The organism is Altericroceibacterium endophyticum (assembly GCF_009827595.1).
In the GTDB taxonomy this organism is placed as follows: Bacteria; Pseudomonadota; Alphaproteobacteria; order Sphingomonadales; family Sphingomonadaceae; genus Altericroceibacterium; species Altericroceibacterium endophyticum.
In genome coordinates, this window is the sequence record NZ_WTYT01000005.1 from 259,396 (window position 1) to 283,740 (window position 24,345).

The 24,345-nt window shown below is 58.6% G+C and carries 25 protein-coding genes and 1 tRNA gene; 13 read left to right on the top strand and 13 right to left on the bottom strand.

Annotated elements, in window-relative coordinates; translation table 11 throughout:
• Positions 1-73 precede the first annotated feature (73 nt).
• Positions 74-745 (top strand): monofunctional biosynthetic peptidoglycan transglycosylase, encoded by a 672-nt coding sequence (gene mtgA / locus GRI91_RS12355; protein WP_160736990.1) that lies wholly within the window; start codon positions 74-76, stop codon positions 743-745.
• A 31-nt stretch (positions 746-776) separates the two neighbouring features.
• Here mtgA and GRI91_RS12360 read toward each other — a convergent pair whose 3' ends face one another.
• From GRI91_RS12360 to GRI91_RS12370, 3 genes are all read right to left on the bottom strand, one after another.
• Entirely contained in the window at positions 777-1,235 is a 459-nt protein-coding gene (locus GRI91_RS12360; RefSeq protein ID WP_160736991.1) for an ASCH domain-containing protein, read from the bottom strand.
• Positions 1,236-1,303: 68 nt separating this feature from the next.
• Entirely contained in the window at positions 1,304-1,510 is a 207-nt protein-coding gene (locus tag GRI91_RS12365) for a hypothetical protein (protein WP_160736992.1), read from the bottom strand.
• Positions 1,511-1,672: 162 nt separating this feature from the next.
• Positions 1,673-4,099, bottom strand: a complete 2,427-nt coding sequence (locus tag GRI91_RS12370) for a TonB-dependent receptor (protein WP_160736993.1) — start codon at positions 4,097-4,099, stop codon at positions 1,673-1,675.
• A gap of 320 nt (positions 4,100-4,419) precedes the next feature.
• Here GRI91_RS12370 and GRI91_RS12375 point away from each other — a divergent pair, with 320 nt between their 5' ends.
• Positions 4,420-5,355 (top strand): cation diffusion facilitator family transporter, encoded by a 936-nt coding sequence (locus GRI91_RS12375; protein WP_160736994.1) that lies wholly within the window; start codon positions 4,420-4,422, stop codon positions 5,353-5,355.
• 255 nt (positions 5,356-5,610) lie between these two features.
• Here GRI91_RS12375 and GRI91_RS12380 read toward each other — a convergent pair whose 3' ends face one another.
• From GRI91_RS12380 to GRI91_RS12395, 4 genes are all read right to left on the bottom strand, one after another.
• The gene (locus GRI91_RS12380) at positions 5,611-5,811 is read right to left on the bottom strand and encodes a hypothetical protein (protein ID WP_160736995.1); all 201 of its coding nucleotides are present in this window, start codon (positions 5,809-5,811) and stop codon (positions 5,611-5,613) included.
• A 478-nt stretch (positions 5,812-6,289) separates the two neighbouring features.
• The gene (locus GRI91_RS12385; protein WP_160736996.1) at positions 6,290-7,234 is read right to left on the bottom strand and encodes a GNAT family N-acetyltransferase; all 945 of its coding nucleotides are present in this window, start codon (positions 7,232-7,234) and stop codon (positions 6,290-6,292) included.
• Positions 7,235-7,414: 180 nt separating this feature from the next.
• Positions 7,415-8,680, bottom strand: a complete 1,266-nt coding sequence (gene clpX, locus GRI91_RS12390; RefSeq protein WP_160736997.1) for an ATP-dependent Clp protease ATP-binding subunit ClpX — start codon at positions 8,678-8,680, stop codon at positions 7,415-7,417.
• A gap of 192 nt (positions 8,681-8,872) precedes the next feature.
• A complete protein-coding gene (locus tag GRI91_RS12395) occupies positions 8,873-9,577 on the bottom strand; it encodes an ATP-dependent Clp protease proteolytic subunit (protein ID WP_160736998.1) in 705 nt (234 codons plus the stop codon).
• Positions 9,578-9,691: 114 nt separating this feature from the next.
• Here GRI91_RS12395 and GRI91_RS12400 point away from each other — a divergent pair, with 114 nt between their 5' ends.
• Both GRI91_RS12400 and GRI91_RS12405 read left to right on the top strand, forming a co-directional pair.
• The gene (locus tag GRI91_RS12400) at positions 9,692-10,195 is read left to right on the top strand and encodes a lysozyme inhibitor LprI family protein (RefSeq protein ID WP_160736999.1); all 504 of its coding nucleotides are present in this window, start codon (positions 9,692-9,694) and stop codon (positions 10,193-10,195) included.
• Positions 10,196-10,280: 85 nt separating this feature from the next.
• Positions 10,281-11,633 carry a cation:proton antiporter gene (locus GRI91_RS12405; protein ID WP_160737000.1) on the top strand — a complete coding sequence of 451 codons (1,353 nt, stop codon included), beginning with the start codon at positions 10,281-10,283 and terminating at the stop codon, positions 11,631-11,633.
• A gap of 30 nt (positions 11,634-11,663) precedes the next feature.
• Here GRI91_RS12405 and GRI91_RS12410 read toward each other — a convergent pair whose 3' ends face one another.
• From GRI91_RS12410 to GRI91_RS12420, 3 genes are all read right to left on the bottom strand, one after another.
• Entirely contained in the window at positions 11,664-12,035 is a 372-nt protein-coding gene (locus tag GRI91_RS12410; protein ID WP_160737001.1) for a DUF1622 domain-containing protein, read from the bottom strand.
• A 131-nt stretch (positions 12,036-12,166) separates the two neighbouring features.
• The gene (gene tig / locus GRI91_RS12415) at positions 12,167-13,834 is read right to left on the bottom strand and encodes a trigger factor (RefSeq protein WP_160737002.1); all 1,668 of its coding nucleotides are present in this window, start codon (positions 13,832-13,834) and stop codon (positions 12,167-12,169) included.
• Between the two features lie 44 nt (positions 13,835-13,878).
• A tRNA-Leu gene (locus tag GRI91_RS12420) sits at positions 13,879-13,963 on the bottom strand.
• 158 nt (positions 13,964-14,121) lie between these two features.
• Between GRI91_RS12420 and GRI91_RS12425 the strand changes: the two genes are divergently transcribed.
• The 7 genes from GRI91_RS12425 (at position 14,122) to GRI91_RS16180 (ending at position 18,581) form a co-directional block, all read left to right on the top strand.
• Positions 14,122-14,448 carry a hypothetical protein gene (locus GRI91_RS12425; RefSeq protein ID WP_160737003.1) on the top strand — a complete coding sequence of 109 codons (327 nt, stop codon included), beginning with the start codon at positions 14,122-14,124 and terminating at the stop codon, positions 14,446-14,448.
• 56 nt (positions 14,449-14,504) lie between these two features.
• Positions 14,505-14,822: a DUF3297 family protein gene (locus GRI91_RS12430; protein ID WP_160737004.1), complete on the top strand. Its 318-nt coding sequence runs from the start codon at positions 14,505-14,507 to the stop codon at positions 14,820-14,822.
• 115 nt (positions 14,823-14,937) lie between these two features.
• Positions 14,938-16,356, top strand: coding sequence for a ribosome biogenesis GTPase Der (gene der, locus GRI91_RS12435; RefSeq protein ID WP_160737005.1), 1,419 nt, complete (start codon positions 14,938-14,940; stop codon positions 16,354-16,356).
• 2 nt (positions 16,357-16,358) lie between these two features.
• Positions 16,359-16,781, top strand: a complete 423-nt coding sequence (locus GRI91_RS12440; RefSeq protein WP_237437837.1) for a metallopeptidase family protein — start codon at positions 16,359-16,361, stop codon at positions 16,779-16,781.
• Positions 16,782-16,937: 156 nt separating this feature from the next.
• Positions 16,938-17,936: a glycerophosphodiester phosphodiesterase family protein gene (locus GRI91_RS12445; protein WP_237437839.1), complete on the top strand. Its 999-nt coding sequence runs from the start codon at positions 16,938-16,940 to the stop codon at positions 17,934-17,936.
• 12 nt (positions 17,937-17,948) lie between these two features.
• Positions 17,949-18,128 carry a hypothetical protein gene (locus GRI91_RS12450; RefSeq protein ID WP_160737006.1) on the top strand — a complete coding sequence of 60 codons (180 nt, stop codon included), beginning with the start codon at positions 17,949-17,951 and terminating at the stop codon, positions 18,126-18,128.
• A 144-nt stretch (positions 18,129-18,272) separates the two neighbouring features.
• Positions 18,273-18,581: an alpha/beta hydrolase gene (locus GRI91_RS16180; RefSeq protein WP_237437844.1), complete on the top strand. Its 309-nt coding sequence runs from the start codon at positions 18,273-18,275 to the stop codon at positions 18,579-18,581.
• A 405-nt stretch (positions 18,582-18,986) separates the two neighbouring features.
• Here the strand turns inward: GRI91_RS16180 and bfr are convergent, their stop codons facing one another.
• A complete protein-coding gene (gene bfr, locus GRI91_RS12460; RefSeq protein WP_160737007.1) occupies positions 18,987-19,481 on the bottom strand; it encodes a bacterioferritin in 495 nt (164 codons plus the stop codon).
• Positions 19,482-19,533: 52 nt separating this feature from the next.
• Between bfr and GRI91_RS16415 the strand changes: the two genes are divergently transcribed.
• Positions 19,534-19,929: a hypothetical protein gene (locus GRI91_RS16415; protein WP_474078557.1), complete on the top strand. Its 396-nt coding sequence runs from the start codon at positions 19,534-19,536 to the stop codon at positions 19,927-19,929.
• On the opposite strand, the gene GRI91_RS12470 is transcribed toward GRI91_RS16415, so the two are convergent.
• Both GRI91_RS12470 and GRI91_RS12475 read right to left on the bottom strand, forming a co-directional pair.
• Complete coding sequence (locus tag GRI91_RS12470) at positions 19,899-21,188, bottom strand: DUF418 domain-containing protein (RefSeq protein WP_160737009.1); 1,290 nt, start codon at positions 21,186-21,188, stop codon at positions 19,899-19,901. The genes GRI91_RS16415 and GRI91_RS12470 overlap by 31 nt on opposite strands.
• 45 nt (positions 21,189-21,233) lie before the next feature.
• Positions 21,234-22,502, bottom strand: coding sequence for an SPOR domain-containing protein (locus tag GRI91_RS12475; protein ID WP_160737010.1), 1,269 nt, complete (start codon positions 22,500-22,502; stop codon positions 21,234-21,236).
• 373 nt (positions 22,503-22,875) lie between these two features.
• On the opposite strand from GRI91_RS12475, the gene GRI91_RS12480 reads away from it, so the two are divergent.
• On the top strand, positions 22,876-24,270 hold the full coding sequence (locus GRI91_RS12480) for an SPOR domain-containing protein (RefSeq protein ID WP_160737011.1): 1,395 nt from the start codon (positions 22,876-22,878) through the stop codon (positions 24,268-24,270).
• The last annotated feature ends 75 nt before the right edge of the window (positions 24,271-24,345 follow it).

The following is a 24,345-nucleotide window of genomic DNA, read 5'->3' on the forward strand; positions in this document are numbered from 1 at the left end:
AGGGGAAGTGGGCGCGAGGAATTTTTGCATGACTGCGACTTTCGAAAAAACCATGCGCCGCTAAACCCGTCGCATGGTTTTTCGCATCATCCGATTCTTTCTGCTGATCATCGTCTGGTTCTGCATAATCAGCGCCGGGCTGGTCGTGTTCTATCGCTTCGTTCCCGTGCCGGTAACGATGACAATGCTGATGGATGAAAACAGCATCACCAAGGATTGGGAACCGCTCAGCCGGATAGACCGCAATATGGTCAGCGCCGTGATCGCCGCAGAAGACAGCAAATTTTGCAGCCATAATGGCTTCGATCGCGAAGCTATCGAAAAAGCCATCGAACATAATGCCAAGGGCGGCCGGATACGCGGTGGCTCCACCATCAGCCAGCAAACCGCCAAGAACGTGTTTCTGTGGCAGAATGGCGGCTATATCCGCAAAGGGCTGGAAGCCTGGTTCACCATGCTGATCGAAAGCGTGTGGGGCAAACGGCGGATTATGGAAGTCTATCTCAATGTCGCGGAAACCGGGATCGGCACCTATGGTGTCGAGGCCGGGTCAGAGCGCTATTTCAACCATGGCGCCGCACGGCTGACACGCTCCGAAGCGGCCCGCATGGCCGCTGCCCTGCCCCAACCCAAAACCCGCAGCGTCAAGAACCCTACCGGCTTCACCGCCCGCTATGGCAACACCATCCAATCACGGATCGGCACCGTCCGGCGCGATGAACTGGATGCCTGCGTCTATCAGTGAGAATCTGAGGCCGAAGTGCGGTTTGAGGCGCTCAGGCTGCCATGACGACCTCGAAATCCTCACAGGCAATTTCGAGATTGTCATCGACCTGGTGAGCAGTGCCGGCAAGTACGCGCTCGAAATAGGCTCTATGTGTCGTCCGCCACCATTCGAGCGTGAGGTCGCCTTCGCCCTCCCTCGCGGCAAAGTCGCCGTCAATGTCTCCGAACCGTTTGATCTCGACCGAAATCGTGCGAATAATCGCCTTCGCGCGCCCATCCCAATCGGTCACGATCGCGAATTCACCTCTTTGCGGCAGCGTGTCGCCTGCAAGGTCAAGCTCGGCCAGCGATGTCGCTGTAGCGCGCTTGCGCCCTGCGACGACCAGCGCCGCGCACAGATCAGCGTCTTCGCGATTATCGCAAAAGTGGAAGCGAGGCGGAAGGGCTGCGGGAGCCGCCGGGTCAAGGGAGCGGTAACGCTCCCACAGAATGTCAGCCGATTGATCCATCGCCGCCGAATAACAGCATCATCCAAACAGTCGCAAGTGGCGCACCACGCGCGCCCTTTGCGGTGCGCTTAGTCTTCGGCCTTGGGTGTTACCCACACATCGACAGGCGCGATGAATTTGCCGGGGGCTGGCTTGCCGACGTCAACCCGGTCGGCCTTCACCAGCTCTCCGGTTTCGAGATTGAAGGACGCCCAGGGCTTGGGCATCCGGCCAAAGGTCATCTTCTGGATGGGGCGACCGGTTCGGCTGTTCATGATTGTTGCGACGATACTCATGCCGCCCCGCTAAGCCGCTTCGCACAGATGTGTCCAGATGGCGGCAGGCACGGTGCATAATTACCCTGTGGATTGCCCGGTAAAGACCGTCTCACCCCACAAAAAAGGCGCGGGAAGGTTGCCCTCCCCGCGCCTGATTTCGCGATATGGTTTCGCTGCGTCTTAGTAACCGACGATCAGTGAAATGCTGGCCGCGCGCGGTGCGCCGATCTGCACATATTCACTCGTCGTATCGAGGCCATTGCTGGCGCTGCCGACATACAGTTCGTCGAACAGGTTGGACACGTTGACCTGAACCGCAATGGCGTCAGTGACATTGTAACGCGCATCCAGATCCACCAGCGTGTAGCCGTCGATCTTGATCGAGTTGATGTCGTTCAGATAACGCGAACCGGTATATTTCACCTGTGCGCCAAGACGGAAGTCACCAAATTCAATCTGGCCGCGTCCACCCATGCTCCAGCTCGGGGCGCCACCTTCGCGCTTGCCGCCAGTTGCGATGAAAGTGGGGTTCCCCATATCATCAACACCGGTCTGGATGTCGTCCTTGATTTCTGAATCGTTCCAGGAACCGAAGACATACAGCATGCTCTGCTGCGTGGGCTTGTAAGCGATGCTGCCATCGATGCCCCACTTATTCACCTTGCCGAGGTTACGATACGTCGCAACGTCGAGCAGCGGGTTGTAAGAGGATGCCAGACGGTCCTTATACTGCGTGAAGTAACTGGCCAGCTGCGCCTGAACACGGCCGCTCTGATAACGCACACCCAGATCGAAACTGTCGGTTGTTTCCGGGACCGGGCGCGCATTTTCATCATCTACGAAGTAGAGCGAGTTATACAGCGGATCGGTGCCGGGGACCGACAGGCCCTTGGCGTAGTTGAAGAAGACCGACGAATTATCCATCACGTCAAGCGTGAAGCCGACATTCGGCAGCAGCTTGTCATATTTATACGTCCGCGAAATCGGCGGAACGGCATTCGGATTAGCTTCTTCGTAAGCCGTGCCGTCCTGAGTGCCAAGGCAATCCACATAGCCAGCCGCCGAGGTGGTGTAGCAATATTGGTTCAGCTCACGCTTGAAGAACGGCGCACGCAGGCCGAGATTGACTGCCAGCGGGCCAAAGTTACCGGCATATTCGCCCGACACCTGGTTCAGAATGGCAAAGGATTTACGGTTACGCTTGTTCAGTGCGTAACCATCAGCCGTCAGCTGCGGATCATCAATCGGGAACACCGTCTTGATTTCGCCATCGGCACGCATGACGGCCGTCTGACCGGTCTGACGATGACGCGCATGATCGAGCGTGTAGGCGATACGAACACGGTGGTCAGGATTGATCTCATAGGCCAGCGACGCGATCACGCCATAGCGGCTGGTCTTCGTCTGGCTCGGATCGTTACCATTGACTTCGTCGAGCATGTCGCCGTCGCCATTGAGATCCATACCGTAGTAGTACTTGTTACCGATAAAGCCGGTATATCCAAGGTCGCTCCTGCCTTCCAGCAGCGTTTCGTCACCGCCGCCATTGGCCTTCACCCACTGATAGCTGGGGTCAACTGTCAGAACCAGAGCATCGGACAAGGTGAAACGCGAAGAACCGCGAATGTTGCCGGTGTTTGACGGGTTGTACCGGCGGTCGAATTCCATGCCGCAATCATAATTGGGCACGTCTGCAACGCCACTATTACCACCCGGCACGACGCAAGGATAATCGATGTCATAGAAACGCTCAGCCTTGGTGTCCGGGAAGTTATCCGTCGTGTCACCTTCGCCGGTGAAGCGCTGCGAACCGAAGAAGTTGTTGCGGTTGACGTTATAATGCGCCGCGACGGAGATGAAATCACCCATCTCGCCCAGCGGCTGATAGATACGGCCGTTGAACTGCTTCTTTTCGTTCTTGCCATAATTGTTGAACGGGTTGTCATAACCCGTCTGGCTGGCGGAGAAGAAAGCACGCAGGCCGGAAGATGTCAGGTTGCCGGTGTCAAACATACCGAACAGGCGGTGATAGGGGCGATCGCCCGAACCGGAAGCCAGCACGTTACCATAGCTTGCAGACGCCATGACGCTGCCCACTTCATTGGGGAGCCGGGTACGCAGATTGACCGTACCACCCACGGCGGAAGCAGTCGGGCTGTCGACATCGGTCGTGCCCAGATTGACGTTCACTTCCTGCAGGATTTCGGGATCGACCTGCTGGTTGGTGTACATGGCATAGTTGCCCGAGTCGTTCAGCGGAATGCCGTCCAGCGTCTGAGAGACGCGGTCCGCTGCAAAGCCGCGAATGGTGAAGCTACCACCGCCCGAACCCCAGGGATCGTTGTTCTGGAAACTGACGCCGGGGACCAGGTTGATGATATCGTTCACCGTCTGGCCGGGGCGCTGCGCGCGGATGATTTCCTGGCTCAGAACCTGCTTGGCCTTAGGCGTATCAGGTATTTCCACGCCGTTTACGTCACGCTGCCACGCGCCGGTTACGACGATTTCATCTTCGTTAAAGTCGAGTGAGCCGGTCGACTGAGCGTTCGCTGCGACCGGTGCGACCATTGCCAGCAGCGCGGTGCTGCGAAGTAGCATTTTCTTCATTCTGTTGATCCCTCAACTGGAGCTGTTACTTGCTAAACCACCGCCCCCTTGAGCGTTCTGGCTTGCTGTCGCAGCGCTTAGCCTGTTAATTGTGACTCAGAAAAGACAGTTTGGGTAGCGCTCGAACATCCTGGGAATCGACCAAAAATGGCTGTTTTCAGCGGCTTTCAGCACTGAAACCGGGTGAAATATGTTTCAATCTGGTTTCAATTGTGCACGATTGATGCCGCACTGCGGCATTTTTGCCACGCCCCATCCCTGTTTCGGCCACCGATTGCCGAAAACCCTCCATTGTCAGCCCGCCATGCGGCCTATATTAGATGCCTATGCACGCGCATTCTCATTCTCACAGCCACGGCCATTCCCATGGACACAGCCACGCTCCGGCCAATTTTGGCCGGGCCTTTGCCATCGGGATCGTCCTGAACACGGGTTTTGTCGCTGTTGAGGCAGGCTATGGTTTCTGGTCAGGATCGATGGCGCTGGTCGCGGATGCCGGACACAATCTATCCGACGTGCTGAGCCTGCTCATCGCGTGGGGCGCAGCGGTCATGACAGCACGGCCAGCCTCTGCGCGGTTCACATATGGGTACAAATCCAGCTCGATTCTCGCCGCGCTCGCCAATGCCGGCCTGCTCTTGATCGCCATCGGCGCCATTCTGGTGGAAACGGTGCGCCGATTGTTCGAACCGGCGCAGGTTCAGGGCTGGACGATGATCTGGATCGCCGGAATCGGCGTGGTTATCAATACCGTCACGGCGCTGATGTTCATGCGCGGACGCAAGCATGACATCAATATTCGCGGGGCTTTCCTGCATATGGCGGCCGATGCGCTGGTCTCTGTCGGCGTCGTGGCGGCTGGCGTGTTGATCCTGCTCACGGGCGCGATGTGGATCGACCCCGTCACCAGCCTTGTCATCGTGGCCGTCATCGGATGGGGCACCTGGGGGCTGCTGAAAGACAGTGTGAAGATGAGCCTGCTCGCCGTGCCAGATAATATCGACGAGACAGAGGTTCGCGCATATCTGTCCGGCCTGCCCGGCGTGGCCGCAGTGCATGATTTCCATATCTGGCCGATGAGCACCACCGAAACCGCTTTCACGGCGCATCTGGTAATGCCGGGCGGCCATCCGGGCGATGCATTTCTGCATGATGTTGCCGATGAGATGGATCACCGATTCGGTATCCATCACCCGACCATTCAGGTCGAATGCGGGCATGAAAATTGCGCGCTGGAAGATGAGAGCACAATCTGAAGCTGGTGCTTCAGGCCTTGCTGACTCTGATCAGACTAAAGCTTGCCAAAGCCCCATTGCATCAGCGCGTCTGATATCGATTGCCCCGGCACATTTTTCTACGGTCTGGCATCATGATGTGCGCAGGACCATTCAGCTACAATGTCTAAAAACTGCCGGTGCACAGAGCGTTCTGTCCGCGCCTAGGCGCGGAGGCGATCTGCGCTGGCCCATTGCCTGAAGCAACGGCACCAGACACAGATCTTGATCCTGCGCTTATTGCTGCGCTTCGCCGCCTTCTTCCTGAACCGGAAGCTGGCCGTTGGGATCGGTTTCCACCATCTGCGCGACCTGGTCATAGACCTGCGCATTGTCATTCATCTGCTCGGAGATTTCCGGGTTCTGCTGACCGACATCGCGGAAGAAGGAACCGGCATCGCGGAGAAGCTGAGCGGCGAGTTGTGCGTTCGTGGACATGAAATTCTCCTGAAATGTGCCCTGTTGCTGTGGGCATGTGACCTGAGCGCCTGAGGCGCCCGGCGTGAGGCATCGATGCTCTGGACAGTGCCAGGTGCATGCGACGATTCGAATCTGCTTCCCGGCAAGGTGAGGAGGACCTCGCCCGACTTCAAGGCCGCGCGGAATATTGGTTGGGTGAAAGGGGGCTGTGCGCCCCTCTCATTCCTAGGCCGTAAACTCATAAACAGCACCATCGAGGTTTGAGGCAAAATGGCTCAGCGCAAGGAAAGAAGGCGTGGGAATATGTCGATATTTCAAGGCTTCTTGACGCAGCGATGGGCCATTTTGGCCAAATCGCTTTGCGACGCCCAAATGGCTTCCCTCTCGAACCAAATCGCCCTTGGAAAGGCAAACAGCCTTCCCGGCGGGCGCTTTGCCCCGATATGTTCGCCATTTCGACGCCTCGACGGTGCTGTGTATGCGTTCACGGCCTAGCTCAGCCCTGATAGAGCATAGCCACATCGCAGCGGGCATAGCGCGCGCCATAGCGGTCCATAATTCTGAAATCATGGACGAAGCCCAGCTTTTCATAGAGATGAATCGCGGCACCGCAGGCGCTGTTGGTCAGCAAATACAACTCTTGCGCGCCGAGTTGCTGCGCACGGTCAATAGCCGCAGCGAGCAGAAATTCTCCGGCCTTGAGCCCTCGCGCGGCTGATACCACACCCATTTTGGTGAGTTCAAAACTGTCCGGACCGGTTTTTCGCAAGGCGCAGGTGCCGATCACGCCCAGTTCCGGTGCCTCGACGAACAGAATATCTCCACCCGGCTGAATGATCGCCTCATCGGGATGGTCGAGCACTTCCCGGTCAGCATCCTCCACCGTGAACATCTCGCCGATCCATTCCAGATTTATGTCGCGGAAATAGGGGCGCGTTTCTTCGTCATATTCACGCAAACGCAGCGCTCTGGAATGATGGCAAGGCCCATATTCACCAAGCGACTTATCAGCCAGCTTGGCTTCGATAGCGCTAATCTGTTCGCAGAAAATTTCCGGTGCAATCGGGCAAATTTCATCCATAGCAGCCCGGAAGCGCGGCCAGATCAACGCCTTGGCACGCGCCATGACTCCCTCCCCGGCCAAGGTAAGCGAAGCGAGGCGGCGCCTTTGATCAGTAGCCCCTTCGATCTGCACCAACCCCATATCCACCAATTGCGCGACATTGCGCGTAACCCCCGGCTGGCTCATGCCAATGGCCTCAGCAAGCTCTCCAATCAGCATGGCTTTCCGGTCGAGCGCGGCCAGCACCGGCATCTGGCCCGGCTGCACACCAAGTTGCACTTCGGCGAGGACATCCGCTGCATCGCTCTGCAAGCGCTCCGACAGCCGTTTCAACCGACTGCCCAAAAAAACGGGTCCGAGATCTGCCAATACGTCCACTAGACGACTCCATAACACATTATATAACTGGTTATGAGCTTCTTAGGGAACACCCGCGCTCCACGAAAGAGGCAGCGTCCAAAATTATTGCCCGCTCACCCCGAGGAGGGTGGCGGGCAATATGGGCCGCACCAAGAGGCGCGGCCAACCGATCCCAAGGACCGGTCTAGAATAAGACGATCAGGCCGCTTCTTCCGCCTGATCCTTGTCCCCCATCACGCGGACGGGTTCCTTGCGCCCTGCGACCACTTCGGCATCAACCACCACTTCCGTGACGCCTTCCATGCTCGGCAGATCGAACATCGTATCAAGCAGCAATCCTTCAACGATGGACCGCAATCCACGCGCGCCGGTTTTGCGCTCAATCGCCTTCTTGGCGATGGATTCAAGCGCTTCCGACGTGAAGGTCAGTTCCACATCTTCGAGAGTGAACAGCTTCTGATATTGCTTGACCAGCGCGTTTCTCGGCTCGGAAAGGATCTTGACCAGAGCTTCGATATCGAGATCGTTGAGCGTTGCGATAACCGGCAGACGGCCAACAAATTCAGGGATCAACCCGAATTTGAGCAGATCCTCGGGTTCGCATTTCTCAAGCAGCTCACCCACCCGGCGCTTATCCGGATCGGCCACATGGGCGCCGAAACCGATTGAACGCTTCTGCAGGCGATCGGCGATCACCTTTTCAAGACCGGCAAAGGCACCGCCGCAGATGAAGAGGATATTGGTCGTATCCACCTGCAGGAATTCCTGCTGCGGATGCTTGCGCCCACCCTGCGGGGGAACGGAAGCGGTGGTGCCTTCCATCAGCTTGAGCAGTGCCTGCTGCACGCCTTCACCCGACACGTCACGGGTGATGGAGGGGTTTTCCGCCTTGCGCGTGATCTTGTCGATCTCGTCAATATAGACGATGCCGTGCTGCGCCTTTTCGACATTGTAGTCGGAAGATTGCAGCAGCTTGAGAATGATGTTTTCAACATCCTCACCCACATAACCGGCTTCGGTCAGTGTGGTGGCATCTGCCATGGTGAACGGCACATCGAATGTGCGCGCCAGCGTCTGGGCCAGCAATGTCTTGCCCGAACCCGTGGGGCCAACCAGCAGGATATTCGATTTGGCGAGTTCAACCTCGTCCGACTTGCCCGAATGTTTCAGCCGTTTGTAATGGTTGTGCACGGCGACGGCGAGAACGCGCTTGGCGCGGTCCTGCCCGATAACATAATCGTTCAGCGTTTCGAAAATGTCCCTCGGGGTCGGAACGCCGCCATCCTTCTTGCCCGCCAGGCCACCTTTGGTTTCCTCGCGGATGATGTCGTTGCAAAGCTCCACGCATTCATCGCAGATGAAGACGGTCGGCCCGGCAATGAGTTTACGTACCTCATGCTGGGACTTGCCGCAGAAGCTGCAATAAAGGGTGCTTTTGGAGTCCGATCCACTCAATTTGGTCATGCCTTATTCCTGTCCTCCCCTACGGAGTCGCAAAGAAGGTTCATGGGGAGAGTGTAACTCCCCATGACTCAATATCAATCGGGCGACCCTAAAACTGTCAGACTTGCTCCAGCCTGAAACATTAGGGTTGCCAAAGTACTAAGCCGATTTTCGGCATAAATGCCGATCCGGTTATAGCACTTAGCCGGGCGATTATTCCGGTGCGCCGCCCGATCCGCTCTCGTCACCGATGTGGTCGGCATCCGGGCGGGTTTCGAAAACCTTGTCCACAAGGCCAAACTTCATCGCTTCATCCGCTTCGAGGAAGGTGTCGCGATCCAGCGCCTTTTCAATGTCGGTCAGGCTCTGACCGGTATATTTCACATACAGATCATTCATCCGCCGGCGAATGCGGAGGATTTCCTTGGCCTGGATTTCGATATCCGAAGCCATGCCCTGTGCACCGCCAGAGGGCTGATGCACCATGATCCGCGCATTGGGGAGCGCGATGCGCATGCCGGGCTCACCTGCGGCAAGCAGGAAGCTGCCCATGGATGCCGCCTGCCCCACGCAAACCGTGCTGACGCGCGGCTTGATATAGGCCATCGTATCATGGATCGCCATGCCGGCCGTCACCACACCACCGGGCGAATTGATATACATGCTGATCGGTTTGGAGGGGTTTTCGCTCTCCAGAAACAGCAGCTGAGCCACGATCAGCGACGCCATATTGTCTTCCACCGGACCGGTGACGAAGACGATACGTTCGCGCAGAAGGCGGCTGAAAATGTCAAAGCTGCGTTCACCGCGGCTGGTGCTCTCCACCACGACCGGCACCAGCGCGCCGGTTACGGGGTCACGTTGGAACTGGCCCTGTGCGCCATAAGTTTCACCGGCAGAGCCGAACAGATCGATCATGGAATTCCTCTTGTCTTGACTGACGCCCTATGTCGCGTTTGTAGGCGCGATGTTCAAGGGGATTAACCCGTGACAGACATTCTCGTTGTTTTCCCCTAAACCCTTAGCATGGCTATGACATCATATTTTCCGTTCGTTCTCGCGGCGACAATTCTCAGTGCAGCACCCGCTGCAGCGGCTGCGCTGCCCGACACTGAGGCATCGGCGTCAGACAATTCCTCTCCCGATGCATCCGCGCCGCAATGCCCCGGCAGGACAACGATAGAAATCAATGAATGCCTGTATCAGGACTTCGAAACCGCGGATGCAGAACGAAAACGCTATGCCTCTGCCGCACTGAAGCGGATGAAAGACAGTGCAAGCGAATTTTCCGATGCAATGGAGGCAGAGGCGCCCGGCGCGTTTCTCGCTGCGGAAAAAGCGTGGGAAGACTATCGCGAGCATGAATGCGGTGCGCTGTATTATTACTGGAGCAGCGGGACCATCCGCGGGGCCATGAACCTGACCTGCCGCATCGCTCTGACACGTCAGAGAACGCATGTCATCTGGCAGAACTGGCTCACATTTCCCGATGGCAGCACGCCCATAATGCCCGAACCGAAAGTAACGCTCCCGTGAAAGAGCCAGCAATGCTCGCACTGGCGGAACCTTTGACTGCCTGCCAGCCTTTCACCCCTGCAAAGGCGCAGAGGGGGCGGGCCTGATGGATCCACGGATTTTTGGTTTTGTGATGGTGGGCTTCGGGCTGATCTTTGCGGTCGGTCTGGAACGGTTGCTGGCGCGGACCCATTGGCTGTCCCTTCCCATCATTTATGTGGGCGTCGGTTACGCGATTTTCTCGCTGCCACTGGGCATGCCCGACCTTAATCCGGTGCATGATGGTTTTGACGCCGTCACGCTGGAGCTGGTGACCGAATTCATCGTCATCGTCTCGCTCATGGCGGCAGGGATTGCCATCGACCGCCCGCTGAACTGGAGCAATTGGAAACAGGTCTGGCCGCTCCTCGCCATCACCATGCCGCTGACCATCGCCGGGGTTGCGCTGTGGGGCTGGTGGATGATGGGTCTGGCCCCCGCCGCCGCGATCCTGCTTGGCGCTGCCCTCGCCCCCACAGACCCGGTTCTGGCCCGCAGCGTGCAGGTGGGACCACCTGGCGAGAAAAAGCGTCATGACGTGCGCTTCAGCCTGACGGTGGAAGCCGGACTGAATGACGGGCTGGCCTTCCCCTTCACCTATCTCGCCATTGCTGCCGTGAGCATGACCTCAATCGGCGGCTGGACGCTGCAATGGTTTGCGGTCAGCGGCGTCTGGGCCATTGTCGCCGGGGTTACGGTTGGCTGGCTGGTGGGTCGGGCCGGGGCCTGGTATGTCTTCGAACGCGGCGCTGATGGCGTGCAGGACGAAGAGGACGTGTCGATTGGTGACTATAACACCAGCGAAGGACTGATCGTTCTGGGCACCTTGCTGCTCGCTTATGGACTGGCCGAATTGATCGAGGGCTATGGCTTCATCGCGGTATTCGTGGGTGCCGTGACCACCCGGCAGCGCGAAAACAAAAGCCGCTATCACCAGATATCCCATCATTTCATCGACCAGATCGAAAAGATCGTGCTGGTGATGGTGCTGTTCGCCTTTGGCGGGATGCTCGCCGGCGGGGTGCTGGACGGGCTGAACTGGCCCACTGCAATTATGGCGCTATTGCTCATCTTCCTCATCCGGCCGCTGAGCGGATTGCTGGGGGAGAGCCTCAACCACCTGCCCTTCAAAGGGAAGCTGGCCGTGTCCTTCCTCGGCATTCGCGGCATGGGGTCGATCTATTATCTCGCTTATGCCCAGAATCACGGCGAATTCGGCCAGCTGGACATGCTGTGGGCCGGGATATCCTTTGCCATCCTCATCTCGATCGTGGTGCATGGCGTGACCACCACCCGCTTCATGCGCAGTGTCGAGGATGTGGGCGCCCATCTCCACCGCGGTGCGGATGAGGATATCGCCTATCTCACCCCCGATGGGCTCAAAGCGAGCACGGATGAAGAGCGCAGCGGTAAAGACTGATCACGAGGAGGAACGGAACCTTCTCCCCCCCTACTCCGGCATGGAACTATTGGAGGGTGATGGGCTGCGCCTCCGTTCCGCTTCGATTTCCCGCTGAAGAAAATAGTTCAAAGCCGTCCTGATCGTGGCGATGGCCGCGAGCTTGCCGATTTCAGCCCAACTCGGCGCCACTGCGGTACGCAGGATGTCCGCGCCGAGCAGCAATTCCAGCGCGAGCGCCAGCCATTGGCCAAGCTGCAAGCGAATCGCTTCACGGCCCTCTCGCGCCGTTCCCCGCCGATATAATCGCCCGATAAGGTGGAAGACCGCCTCACCCACTGCATAGGCCACCAGCAAGGCGGCGATCGCTTCTACGGCCAGCGAAATGGCCAGCGTGAACTCCTGAACCCAATTCTCGATCATGGGCTATCAATCCCGGCTGTTTCGTCCCGTTCCCCAAATGCGCCGCCGCGCAAAGCCGAAGCGGACAGCAAAAGGCCCGCTGCACGGAACCGTGCAGCGGGCCTTTCAAACTTTACGCTCTCAAGAGCGGCTTATTTGTCGTCAGCCGCCTTCTTGGTGGCTGCAGCCTTGGCCGGAGCCTTCTTCTTGGCCGGAGCCTTCTTGGCAGCAGGCTTTGCTTCGGCGGCATCGCCAGCCTTGGCCGGAGCCTTCTTCTTCGCCGGGGCCTTCTTGGCAGCAGGCTTTGCTTCGGCCGCATCATCAGCCTTGGTTGCCGCGGCTTTCTTAGCCGGAGCCTTCTTCTTGGCTGCGGGCTTATCCTCGGCCTTATCAGCTTTGGCGTCATCAGCCTTCGCGTCGTCAGCCTTCTTGGCCGGAGCCTTTTTCTTCGCCGGAGCCTTCTTCTTGGCGGCGGGCTTCGCTTCTTCGCCTTCTTCGGCTTCGATCGCGGCTTCCAGTTCCTCACGCGTTACTTCGCGTTCGGTCACTTCAGCCTTTTCGAAGAGGAAGTCGACGACCTTGTCTTCATAAAGCGGCGCGCGCAGCTGGGCCTGAGCCATGGGTTCGCGCTGCACATATTCCACGAAACGCTGACGGTCTTCTGGGCGATATTGCTGAGCAGCCTGCTGCACCAGCATCTGCATTTCCTGATTGGAAACTTCGACCCCGTTGGCCTGGCCGATTTCCGAAAGCAGCAGGCCGAGGCGCACACGGCGTTCGGCGATCTTGCGGTAATCGTCCTTCTCGGCTTCGATTTCCTTCATCGCGTCTTCGGGATTTTCTTCCTTCGCGGCTTCAGCCTGCAGCTGCTGCCAGATCTGGTCGAATTCGGCATCCACCATGCTCGGCGGCACGGGGAAATCATAATCCGCAGCCAGCGTGTCGAGCAGCTGACGCTTCATCTGCGTACGGGTCAGGCCGGCAGTTTCCTGCTCCAGCTGGCCGCGCAGCAATTCCTTCAGCTTGTCGAGGCTTTCAAGGCCCAGCGACGTGGCGAAGTCATCATCCAGCTTGGTTTCAGCTTCGACCTTCACCTGCTTGACGGTGACGTCGAATTCGGCGTCCTTGCCCTTCAGATGCTCAGCCGGGTAATCGGCGGGGAAAGTAACCGTGATGGTCTTTTCATCACCCGTCTTCACGCCGGTCAGCTGTTCTTCAAAGCCCGGGATGAACTGACCGGAACCAATGACCAGCGCAGCGTCTTCAGCCTTGCCACCTTCGAATTCCTCGCCATCAACACGGCCGACGAAATCGATGATCAGCTGATTGCCTTCAGCTGCCTTCTTCGTCTTGGCCGCATCCTTGTAGCTCTTCTGGTTCTCGGCAATCTTGCCCAGCGATTCGTCCAGCGCTTCATCGGTGACGGCAACGGTCAGCTTTTCGAGCTTGAGACCTTCGATCGAAGGCGCTTCGATGTCCGGCAGCACTTCCAGATCGACGGTGACCACGGCATCCTTGCCCTGCTCATATCCGGTTTCCAGATCGACTTGCGGCTGCAGCGCGGGGCGCAGCTTCTTTTCGCGCATCAGATTATCGACCGATTCGCGCAGCGCATTGTTCAGCGCTTCGGAATGGAGCGCCTCGCCATGCATCTTGCGCACAAGATTGGCGGGAACTTTACCGGGACGGAAGCCAGGCATCCGCACCTGGGGTGCAGCTTTCTTTACCTCGCTATCGATCCGCGCTTCAATATCAGCAGCCGGAACGGTCAGCTTATAGCCGCGCTTCAGGCCTTCATTCGTGGTTTCGACGATTTGCATTCTGTGCCTTCCAAACTTGACCCAGCCCCCGAGATGTCAGGAACTGGTGCGGGCGAAGGGACTCGAACCCCCACATCTTACGATACTGGAACCTAAATCCAGCGCGTCTACCAATTCCGCCACGCCCGCAGCCTGACTAAAACTTCACAGGCCAATACCTGCCAAACAGGGAGCCGCCCTTATAAGCGCAGGACAGAAAGGGCAAGCGAAACGGCCAATTGATCCGCATAAATGGAACAGTGAGGCGGGACGAAACGTTGATCCAGCATAATTTGAGGACAAAATCCATGGCGCATGATGACTATTCCGAAAACGACTACCGCGAACCCCACCTTCCCCCGGGCACCCCGCCGGTGATCGACAAGAATGCCGATCCGGAGGAAGCCGCCACGCTGACCGATGACAAGGGCGACAGCGACTTTCCCGGCAAACATCCGGCAGAATTCCAGCGCGGGCTGGAGGATGACAGCATCAATCCGGGTGACACACCTGATGAGGCACCGCCGGGGCCTGGGGACAAGATCGACACGGACACGCCCAGCGAAATCGAAATCGGGGGTGGCAAAACACCCGCCAAAGAGGGCAAACCCGGCGGCGTAACGCCATCCAAATAAACCGGCATACGATCCGGCAATTGATTTTCTTCTTCAATGGTGGCTAAGCGCGCGACATGACAGACGAAAACACCCAAGATACGCCCAAGAGCCCAGAAACACCGGCCGGCAACGATGTCCCGCCCGATCATCTGGCCATCAATCCGCGCAGTGACCATTTCGATGCTGACGTCCTGCAGCGCGGTGTGGGTATCCGCTTCAAAGGTGTGCAACGCACCAATGTGGAAGAATACTGCATTTCCGAAGGCTGGGTGCGGGTTCAGGCCGGCAAGACGATGGACCGCAAGGGCAACCCCCTCACCATCAAACTCAACGGGCCGGTTGAAGCATGGTTTGAAGATCTCGGCGATGACGCGCCCGTAGCCAAGGCCTGATCGCCCCACATCTTCATCACCACCTGTCACATTGAAGGCGCGCTTGCTGCGGTAAATAACCGTGCATGCGCGCTTTTCCTTGCCAAGTGGCGCGTCCATCTCCAGTTGGCCGTGTATGTCTGCGCGTAAACTCCCCCAAGTCATCATCATCGGCCGGCCCAATGTCGGCAAATCGACGCTGTTCAACCGGCTCGTGGGCAAAAAGCTCGCGCTGGTGGATGATCAGCCCGGTGTCACCCGTGACCGCCGATTCGGTGAGGCCTATCTGCTGGGCCTCGAATTCTCCATCGTCGATACGGCGGGCTGGGAAGATGACGATCCCGACAGTTTGCCGGGCCGCATGCGCGCGCAGACCGAAGTTTCGCTGCATGGCGCCGATGTGGCGCTGTTCGTGTTCGATTCGCGCGCCGGTCTCACCCCGCTGGATGAAGAAATCGCCCATTGGCTGCGCGGACAAGGCGTGCCGGTCATTCTCATTGCCAATAAGGCAGAGGGCAAATCGGGCGAAACGGGCATTCTGGAAAGCTATTCGCTCGGCATGGGCGATCCGGTGCCATTTTCGGCCGAACATGGCGAAGGCCTGGTCGACCTGTTCGAATCGCTTCAGCCGCTGATCGAGCCGCTGCAGGTTCAGGACGAAGCCGAAGCAGCCCATTTTGACGAGGTTGAGGATGAGGACGGCGGCGCCACCATCGCCCGCTCTGCCCCACTCCATCTCGCCATTGTCGGACGCCCCAATGCGGGCAAATCCACGCTGATCAACCGCTTCCTGCAGGAAGACCGCCTGCTGACCGGCCCCGAAGCTGGCATCACGCGCGATTCCATCGCGATCGACTGGCAATGGGAAGAACCCAAGACGGGTGAGATGCGCGACATCAAGCTGGTCGATACGGCCGGCATACGAAAAAAGGCGCGCATCACCGACAAGCTGGAACGCCTCTCTGTCGCCGATGCCCGCCGGGCCGTGGATTATGCCGAAGTCGTCGTTTTGTTGCTCGACGCCACGCGCGGGCTGGAAACGCAGGATCTCAAGATCGCCAATCTGGTGCTGGAAGAAGGCCGCGCCCTGATGATCGCGATCAATAAGTGGGATGTCGCGGAAGGCCCCAGTTCGCTGTTCAATGGCATTCGCTCCGCGCTGGAGGAAGGTCTGGCCCAATTGCGCGGCGTGCCGCTGATCGCCGTATCGGCCATGACCGGCAAGGGTCTCGACACGCTGCTCACCGCCGCTTTCGACACGCGTGAGGCATGGAGCCGCCGCGTACCGACATCGGGGCTCAATCGCTGGTTCGACGATGCGCTGGACGCCAACCCGCCCCCTGCCCCCGGCGGCAAGCGGATCAAGCTGCGCTACATCACCCAGATCAAGAGCCGCCCGCCGACCTTCGTGATTTTCGGTACCCGGCTTGAGCAATTGCCAACCAGCTATGAACGCTATCTGGTCAACAGCCTGCGCCGCGATCTCGGCTTCGGCGCGGTTCCGGTGCGGCTGCATCTGCGCAGCGCCAAGAACCCCTACGCGACCAAGAGCTGATGATGACCGGCGCGCCTGTACCGGTCGCAGGAGGCCCCTCTGCCGAGGCGATGCGGGCAATTGCGCTCAACGTGTTTAGCCGCATCCCGGCGCCGTTTTGCGACTATCTGGACGGTATTCGCGTGCAGGTGGAGGATTTCGCCGATGCCGACACGCTGGCCGCGGTCGGGCTCGACAATCCCTGGCACCTGTCCGGCCTCTACCACGGACAGCCGCTGGACAAGCAATCCGTCTGGTCGTCCGGCCAGATGCCGCCGGTGATCACCCTCTTCCGCTCCCCCCTGCTCGCCGAAATGCAGCAACGGGATTTACGGCTGGAAGACCTGATCGCGCATGTGGTGATCCACGAAGTCGGCCATCACTTCGGCCTTTCCGACGACGATATGCACGCGCTCGAAGCGCAGGCGGGCGATGGCGACGATTGAGTTCGGATGTTCTGGAATTCAAATGCGCGCGATGGCCGGTTCCGGATCACCTATAGGAAAACCGGACGTTCCGGATACGACCCCAAATTCCGCTATTCCTCCAAGGGCAATATGTGCTTAAAGACAGGCACCTAAATCTAGGCTGGACACCGACATATGTATCCACGTTGCGCGTTCCTTCTTGCAACGCTGATGGTGGTCGGCGCGGTCTATTTCGCAAACGCGTCGTGGCTTGCGCCCGAGCCTGAGGGCAAAGCGCGGCTTATGGCCCACAGGGGGATTCATCAGCTTTACGACCGGGATAGCATCGACAAGGACACTTGCACCGCCAACCGCATGCTGCCCCCGACGAACCCTTTTATCGAGAACACCTTGCCATCGATTGCAGCCAGCTTTCAGGCGGGCGCCGACATCCTCGAAATCGATATTCACCCGACGATCGACAATGAGTTTGTGGTCTTCCACGATTGGACAATCGATTGCCGGACCGAAGGCAGCGGCGTCACCCGTGATCAGTCGCTGGAATATCTCAAGTCGCTCGACGTAGGCTATGGATATACTGCCGATGGCGGCAAGACATTCCCATTCCGCGGAAAGGGCAAGGGCATGATGCCGTCGCTGGCCGAAGTCCTGAAAGCCTTTCCCGAGCAACGCTTCCTGATAAATTTCAAAAGCCGATGGCTTCGGGAAGCGGATCTTTTGCAAGAGTATCTCAAGCGGCATGGAATCACGATCGATGACAGGATCATGGTCTATGGCCACGACAAGCCTGTCAGGCGCTGGAAAGCAATCAATCCGGCCGGCTTTGCCTTCTCCAAAGCCGCGATGAAAACGTGCACCCTCGACTACATGAAGGTTGGATGGAGCACGGCTTTGCCGGCCTCTTGCGCTGGCAGCGTTATCGGGGTGCCGATCAATTACAGACATCTGGTATGGGGATGGCCCAACCGGTTTTTAGACCGAATGCGCCAATCCAACACGACTGTGATCTTCCTTGGAGACATTGAAAACGAAAATGGTGCACCCGGCATCACGGACCCTGACGATCTCGATGCTGTTCCGTCAGGCTTCGACGGGCTAATCTGGACCGACGCAATCGAAAAAGTCGGGCCAGCATGGACAAAGAAGGCAGGCGAACGTGCGGGTGGCGCTTAGGCCCATAGCCGCATGGCTGCGATTGCGGATAAATCGCTATCACCTGCATGGCAGCTAACCATCCCATTTCCGCCGATCCCGCAACAAATTGAAATTGCCGGAAGCTGCCCAACAGCGTCTCTTCAATTTATGCCTCAAATCGGGATTGCCGGGCAGATGATTGGCTGTACGACCATCGGAACCATTCCCTGAACTTATACCGGGGTGGAACGATTCCCAACCGTTTGAAAGGCGCTCACTCTATTTCGTGGTTCCGCACTGTCGCTCTCTTCTGCATCATCTTGGGCGCGCCCGGTGCTGCATGGGGCAAATCAGAAAGAGTCGAGGTCCCGAAGATTGAGACGGAGGGCGTCTGGCGGGCGCAAATGGCATTGGGCCACCTATGTTACCCGCCCCACCATAACGATTTTTCGCCCGACTGCGCCCAATAATGAAGACGCGCAGCGCGCGATGGGGTTGTTGCGCCAACATGCCACGAATTACGGTATCGATTCGCACAAGATCGGCGTGATCGGCTTTTCCGCCGGCGCTTATCTCGCCGCGAATATGAGCAACACATTCGAACGCAGCTATAAACTGACTGACGCAGCCTACCGGATATCAGCGCGGCCCGATTTGCGATTATCGCTTATACCGCAAGGATAAGAGATCCCGATGCGCAGGATAACGATCTATCCTTGGCACCATGGGTCCATATCAGCAGCGATGCGCCCCCTACGCTGATCATTCACGCCGTGAACGATTCGGTAGATGATATCCGCCATCCGCTGGCGTAAGCACTGGCGCTGAAGGAAGCGGGCGTCCAGGTCGATATGCGGATCTGTGCCGAGGGTGGTCAAGCTTTCGGCATGCGGCCGACCGAGGAAGCGATTACGCCCCAATGGCCAAGGCAGGCCAAGCAATGGCTACAGAATATCGGAATATTGTAACCGATGACCTCGCACTGCGACAAAGCTGCCCCGGCATCGTGTAAAGGAACCATTGCGCCAATAAAAAGGCGCGGGAAGCCTCTGCCGCCCGCGCCTTCATCAAGTCAGTGTTGACGAAAAATCAGTCGCCCGTGCCACCGGCAGCGGCATAGCTGCTGTTGAGCTGCACGTAGTTCTGCAGACCCATCAGTTCGATCTGGTCGAATTGCACTTCGAGGAAATCGACATGTTCTTCTTCGCTATCGAGGATGCGGCGGAAGAGGTCGCGGCTGACGTAATCCTGCACCTTTTCGCAATGCGCGATCGCCTCGCGCAGCAGCGGAATGGCTTCCAGTTCCATCGCCATATCGGCTTTCAGAATTTCCTCGACCGTTTCACCGACCTTCAGCTTGTGGATCGCCTGAAAGTTCGGCAGCCCTTCGAGGAACAGGATGCGTTCCGAGAGCCAGTCGGCATGCTTCATCTCGTCGATCGATTCGTGCCGCTCATACTCGGCCAGCTTGTGCACACCCCAATGGTTGAGCGTGCGGTAATGCAGCCAATATTGGTTTATCGCCGTCAGCTCATTCGTGAGAGCCTTGTTGAGATAGTCGATGACCTGCTGGTCGCCCTTCATTCCATAATCCTTTTATTCGCTTTCGCAGCATTTGCGCCCTGTAGGGGGCAAGATGCAAGAAAAAGCCACAGTTAAAACGAGAAAAAGCGCGGAAATCCGCGCTTTTGAAAATAGATATCAATATAGTCAGTCAGGCGGCCTGGGCGGACATCATCCCCATTTCACGCTCTTCCAACAAAACATCATCGGCATCTTCGAGACATTGGCCACATTGGGGACGCTTGCCAAGCTTGGCGTAAACAGAGTCCGCATCACCCCCGCAATGCCGCGCGGCGCGGCGCAGATCACTTTCACGGATGGCATTGCAAATGCAGATATACATAGCTGGCTCTCCAAGACTTCGAAGAACAAGCTAATGCGACTGGATTGCAGTAGCAAGTCTTTTTCTCCATCTTTTCAGCAATTCATCATGCCCAGCTATCGCCTGAACGGAAACAGGCGGAAATAGGTGAGGCAGCGCCACAGCCATTCCAGCGGACCGTAACGAAAACGTGCCAGCCATGGTTTCGACCAGAGCAGCATCAGTGCCCAGCCCACCAGCACGATGGGGAGCAGAGCGAGACGGTGCAGATCGCCATACAGCCCCCCGGCCCAGCTCTGAAAGATGAACAGCATCACCAGCGAGGTGCCGATATAATTGCTGAATGCCATCCGCCCGGCGGCGACAAAACGGCTTCCCACTGGTCCGTCCGCGACCTTTGGCGCCCATTGCGCCAGCAGGGCGGCCAGCCCGATGATCATGGCGAAGCGCGGCAGAGTGGATGCGCCGTTGAAGACAAATTGCGTGAGAAAGGGCGGAAAATCGCGCGCCAGAACCCACCAGCCAAGCGCCCCCGACAGGATGGTTCCGCCGATAAGGCTGGCCCAGCCCCATTTGCGCATTTTCATCGGGTCCAACCCGCCCGAAAAGAAACCGAAGCGATACAGCGCCATGCCCAGCAGCAGGAGCGGGATCGTTTCAAACACGGCCACGAACAGCACCTGTGCCAGATCGCCGCTCTGTTCGGTAAAGCGATAGTCCAGCACCGCGCCATAGGAGCCGTTTGAAAGCACTTCGGCTTCCGCCTCTGCGTGCCCCAGCGTGATTTCCCAGCCTCGTTCCATCGCCTGCCACTGCTCAGCCATGCCGGGCTGCGTCTGCACTTCGGGCTGTGCTTCCATCGCCGCCTGCATCCCCAGCAGGCCGCTAAAGACCAGCGAACCGAGCAAATACCAGATCAGCCCCCACCAGAACTGCTTGCGCGCACTCCAATGCAGCATGCCCAGCACGGCAAAGCCGGACATCGCGTAAAGGAACAGAATATCGCCGATAAACAGCAGGTAGAAATGAGCCAGACCGAACAGCAGCAACCAGAATAATCGCCGCGCCTGCAGCCAGCGCGTATCGCCCCGTGCCCAGACGCGCTGAATGAACAGCATCATTCCCGCGCCGAACAGGATGGAAAACAAGCCCCGGAATTTGCCATCGACCGCCACGAACTGAAACAGCCAGACCCAGCGGTCGGCCTCATTGCCGCCATCTGGCAAGGCGCCGGGCCAGTAATAGGCAAGCATCGGGTGGCCGAACGCGGTTATATTGGCGAACAAAATCCCCAGTACCGCGATTCCGCGAATGAAATCGAGCGACACCAGCCGTTCTGCGGCCTGCACAGGTTGATCAGGTGTGGATGCTGGACCACCAGCTTCATGTGGAAAATCTGACGCCATGACATGCCCCTATAGGGCACCGGCGCCCCCGGCAGGCGCTATAGCCTATTTACGCGTGACGAGACAATCCTGACCAGATGCCTTCAACGCGGCACAGGCCTGCTCTGCCTGCGCTTTGCTGGCGAAGCCGCCGGCCTGCAATTTTGTCACTCTACCCGCGGGAATAAGCAGACGCTGCCGCCCGCGCAGTTCAGGCCGGCTGGCTAGTTTCGCCCATAGCCGCTCCGCATTGCCATCGACACCAAAGGCCCCCAGCTGCACCCGCCATGGGCTGGTCGAGGATGAAGGGCGGGGCTGACTGGCTGCCGCTTGACCCGCACGTTGCGCCGCAGTCTGGGCAGCGGACCGTTCGGGAGCCTTCTGCACCACAGGGCGCGAGGCCACCTGCACTGGTGCCGCAGGTGAAGGAGCGGCTGGCTTAGGCGCCGAAGCCTGACGCTGCGGCCTCGTTTGCGTTGGCGTTGGAGCCCGAACCGGGAGGGTATAGGTCGCCCCGGCCATTTCAGGATCGCTGGTTCCATCCGCCATGCGCGCATCACGCAGCGCCTGTTTCGTGCGGAGGATGGGCGGCGCAGTGTTTGCCGCCACCTGCGCGGGGGCCGATGTTGGTGTGGGTGTTGCGGATGATGGCGTGCTGGCCGCCTTGTTCGCACCAGCTTGCGCTATTGCGGGTGCTTCATCCCCCGCCTGCATCGCCAGATCTGCCGCGGCGAGCCGGCTGGCGCGCAGCGCATCAGCCTCCAGCCGCATACGCTGTGCCCGTTCCACAGCTTCACTGCGCTGTTTCATGGGAATATGTTTATCCATCTGCGCAATGGCGCGCGGCGCCTGCGGCAGGCCCTGCGAATTGGCCAGGGTCAGCAAGGCATAGGAGCGGACCCAGTCCTGCTTCACCTCGTCACCATTGAACAGGGCGATACCCAGCAGATATTGCGCGCGCGGATCACCGCGTTTCGCGGCATCTTCAATATAGGGAATGGCCTGCGCCTTCTCCCCATCCTGAAACAGCATCAGCCCGTAAATATCCGCCGCGCGCAAATGCCCCTGCTCTGCTGCGCGTGCATAGAGCGCTCTCGCTCGGGCAGGATCTGCGGGCACACCGCGCCCCAGCCGGTAAGCCTGCGCCATGTTGAACAAGGCATCCGCCTCCCCTGCCGCTGCAGGCTCCTGCCAAAGCTCTACCGCCGCCGCGTAATCGCCCTCAGACCATGCCTCGACCCCGTCTTTTACGTCATTGGCCTGAGCCAGCGCCTGCCCCGAACAAAAAATCAGGGCCAGGGCAACACCGGCAGAGAGGGAAGAACGTGAACGCATGGGCAACCTTTCAACCGCGCAAGATGCGCGCCACTCGATAGTGAATCGCGGTTAAGGAACAGCGCGCACTGCCCCCTGTCCCGCGATGCGACAAAACCACAAACAGCGGATTAAAGCCATTTTCTTTATCCGATTAACGCAAAATTAGTGATAAACACGCAAGGTCGCGGCAAGGAAGCGCCACCCTTTGCGGGCGCAATGGATCTGGGGAGCTATCTTTGCACAATATCGCAATCACTGCTGATCCCACTGGTGCTTCAGCCAGAATCGCGCTGGTCAACCTGGTGTTGCCATGCGCGCAAATGCTGGCAAATAATGCCCCCGGCCCTATGCTGGCCGAAGCCAATCCCGATTTAACGAACCGAGGCCAGTCATGAACGCGCGCTTTCCTCTCCGCAAACAGCTGCTCCTGTCGCTTGGCTCGGCCATGGTCTGTACGATGCTGACGGGCTGTGCTTCCTCCGCCAGCATGTCGGCCTCTCAGGCTGCGCTGGATGATGCCGATGCGCCTGCGACTGGAGCGACAAGCAAAGCCGTTGAACTGGCGGAACAGGCCACGGCCAATGATCCGGGCAATCCTTCCGTTCGTGCACAGCTGGGCGCGGCCTATCTTGATGCCGGTCGTTTCACATCTGCAGCACAGGCGTTTTCAGAAGCGATGACGCTGGGTGACGAAACCCCAAAGACAGCTCTGCAGCTGGCTCTGTCGCTCACCGCGCAAGGCGAGGATGAGGCTGCCCTGCACGTTCTGAGTGATGCACAAGATCGCATCGCTCCGGCCGATCTGGGTCTGGCCGTCGCTCTCGCCGGCGCACCATCGCAGGGGATCGCGATCCTCTCCAATGGATTGAAGCAGGGATATAACAGCGCCAAGCTGCGCCAGAACCTTGGTTACAGCTATGCACTGGCCGGAGAATGGGGCAAGGCGCGCGCTATCGCGGCGCAAGATGTTCCGCCCGAACAGATCGGCAAGCGCATGCAGGAATGGTCGCAAAGTGTGCTGCCATCGGCGCCGGAACAGCGCGTGGCCAGCCTGCTGAACCTGCCCCACGGCGTTAATGATCGCGGAATGCCGCTGATGCTGGCACTCAATCCCACAGAACGCCGATTGGCGGATGCGAATGCAGGAACACCCACCCCGGTTCAGGAAGAGGCCAAAGCTCCGGCACAAATGCAAACAGAACCTGCGCCCTTGCTGGCGGCAAATGCTGAGCTGAGCCAACCGGTTGTGGCCGCATCGCCCTATGCCGCTCCGTCACAGCCCGGCCCTGGCGAATTGCAGCCGGTGGCAGAAACCAAACTGGCCGCTGCGCCATCACCGAATGGCCCGGCCATGGTATCGCGTCCGGTGGTGCAATCGATCCCCGCTGGCAATACTCCGCAGCAATTAGCCAATCTGGCCTTTGCGGATGCCATTAATTCCGCTGGCAATTCCGTCGGCGCGCAGCGGATGATCAAAGGCCGGACAGCACAGGATAACAGCCACCGGGTTCAACTCGGCAGCTTTCTCAGCCGCCAGCACGCCGATCAGGCATGGTCAAAATATACGGCCCAATATGCTCAATTGAATGGCAGCGAGATGGTGCTGACCCGCGCGCGCATTAATGGACGCGAATATTGGCGGGTGGCTGCACCGGCCAGCGATGCAGGGGAAGCCGCCAGCCTGTGCAGCGCGGTGAAGGCCAATGGGCAGGATTGTTTTGCCTATGCCGCCGACACGACCCTTCCCGGCACGATTGCTGAGAGCGCCAAACTGGCCCGTCGCTAATCCGCGCGTTGATCAGCGTGTTTTTCCTCGGGGCCTGATTTTCAGCCCCGTCGGATCAGACGCTGCCAGATATCA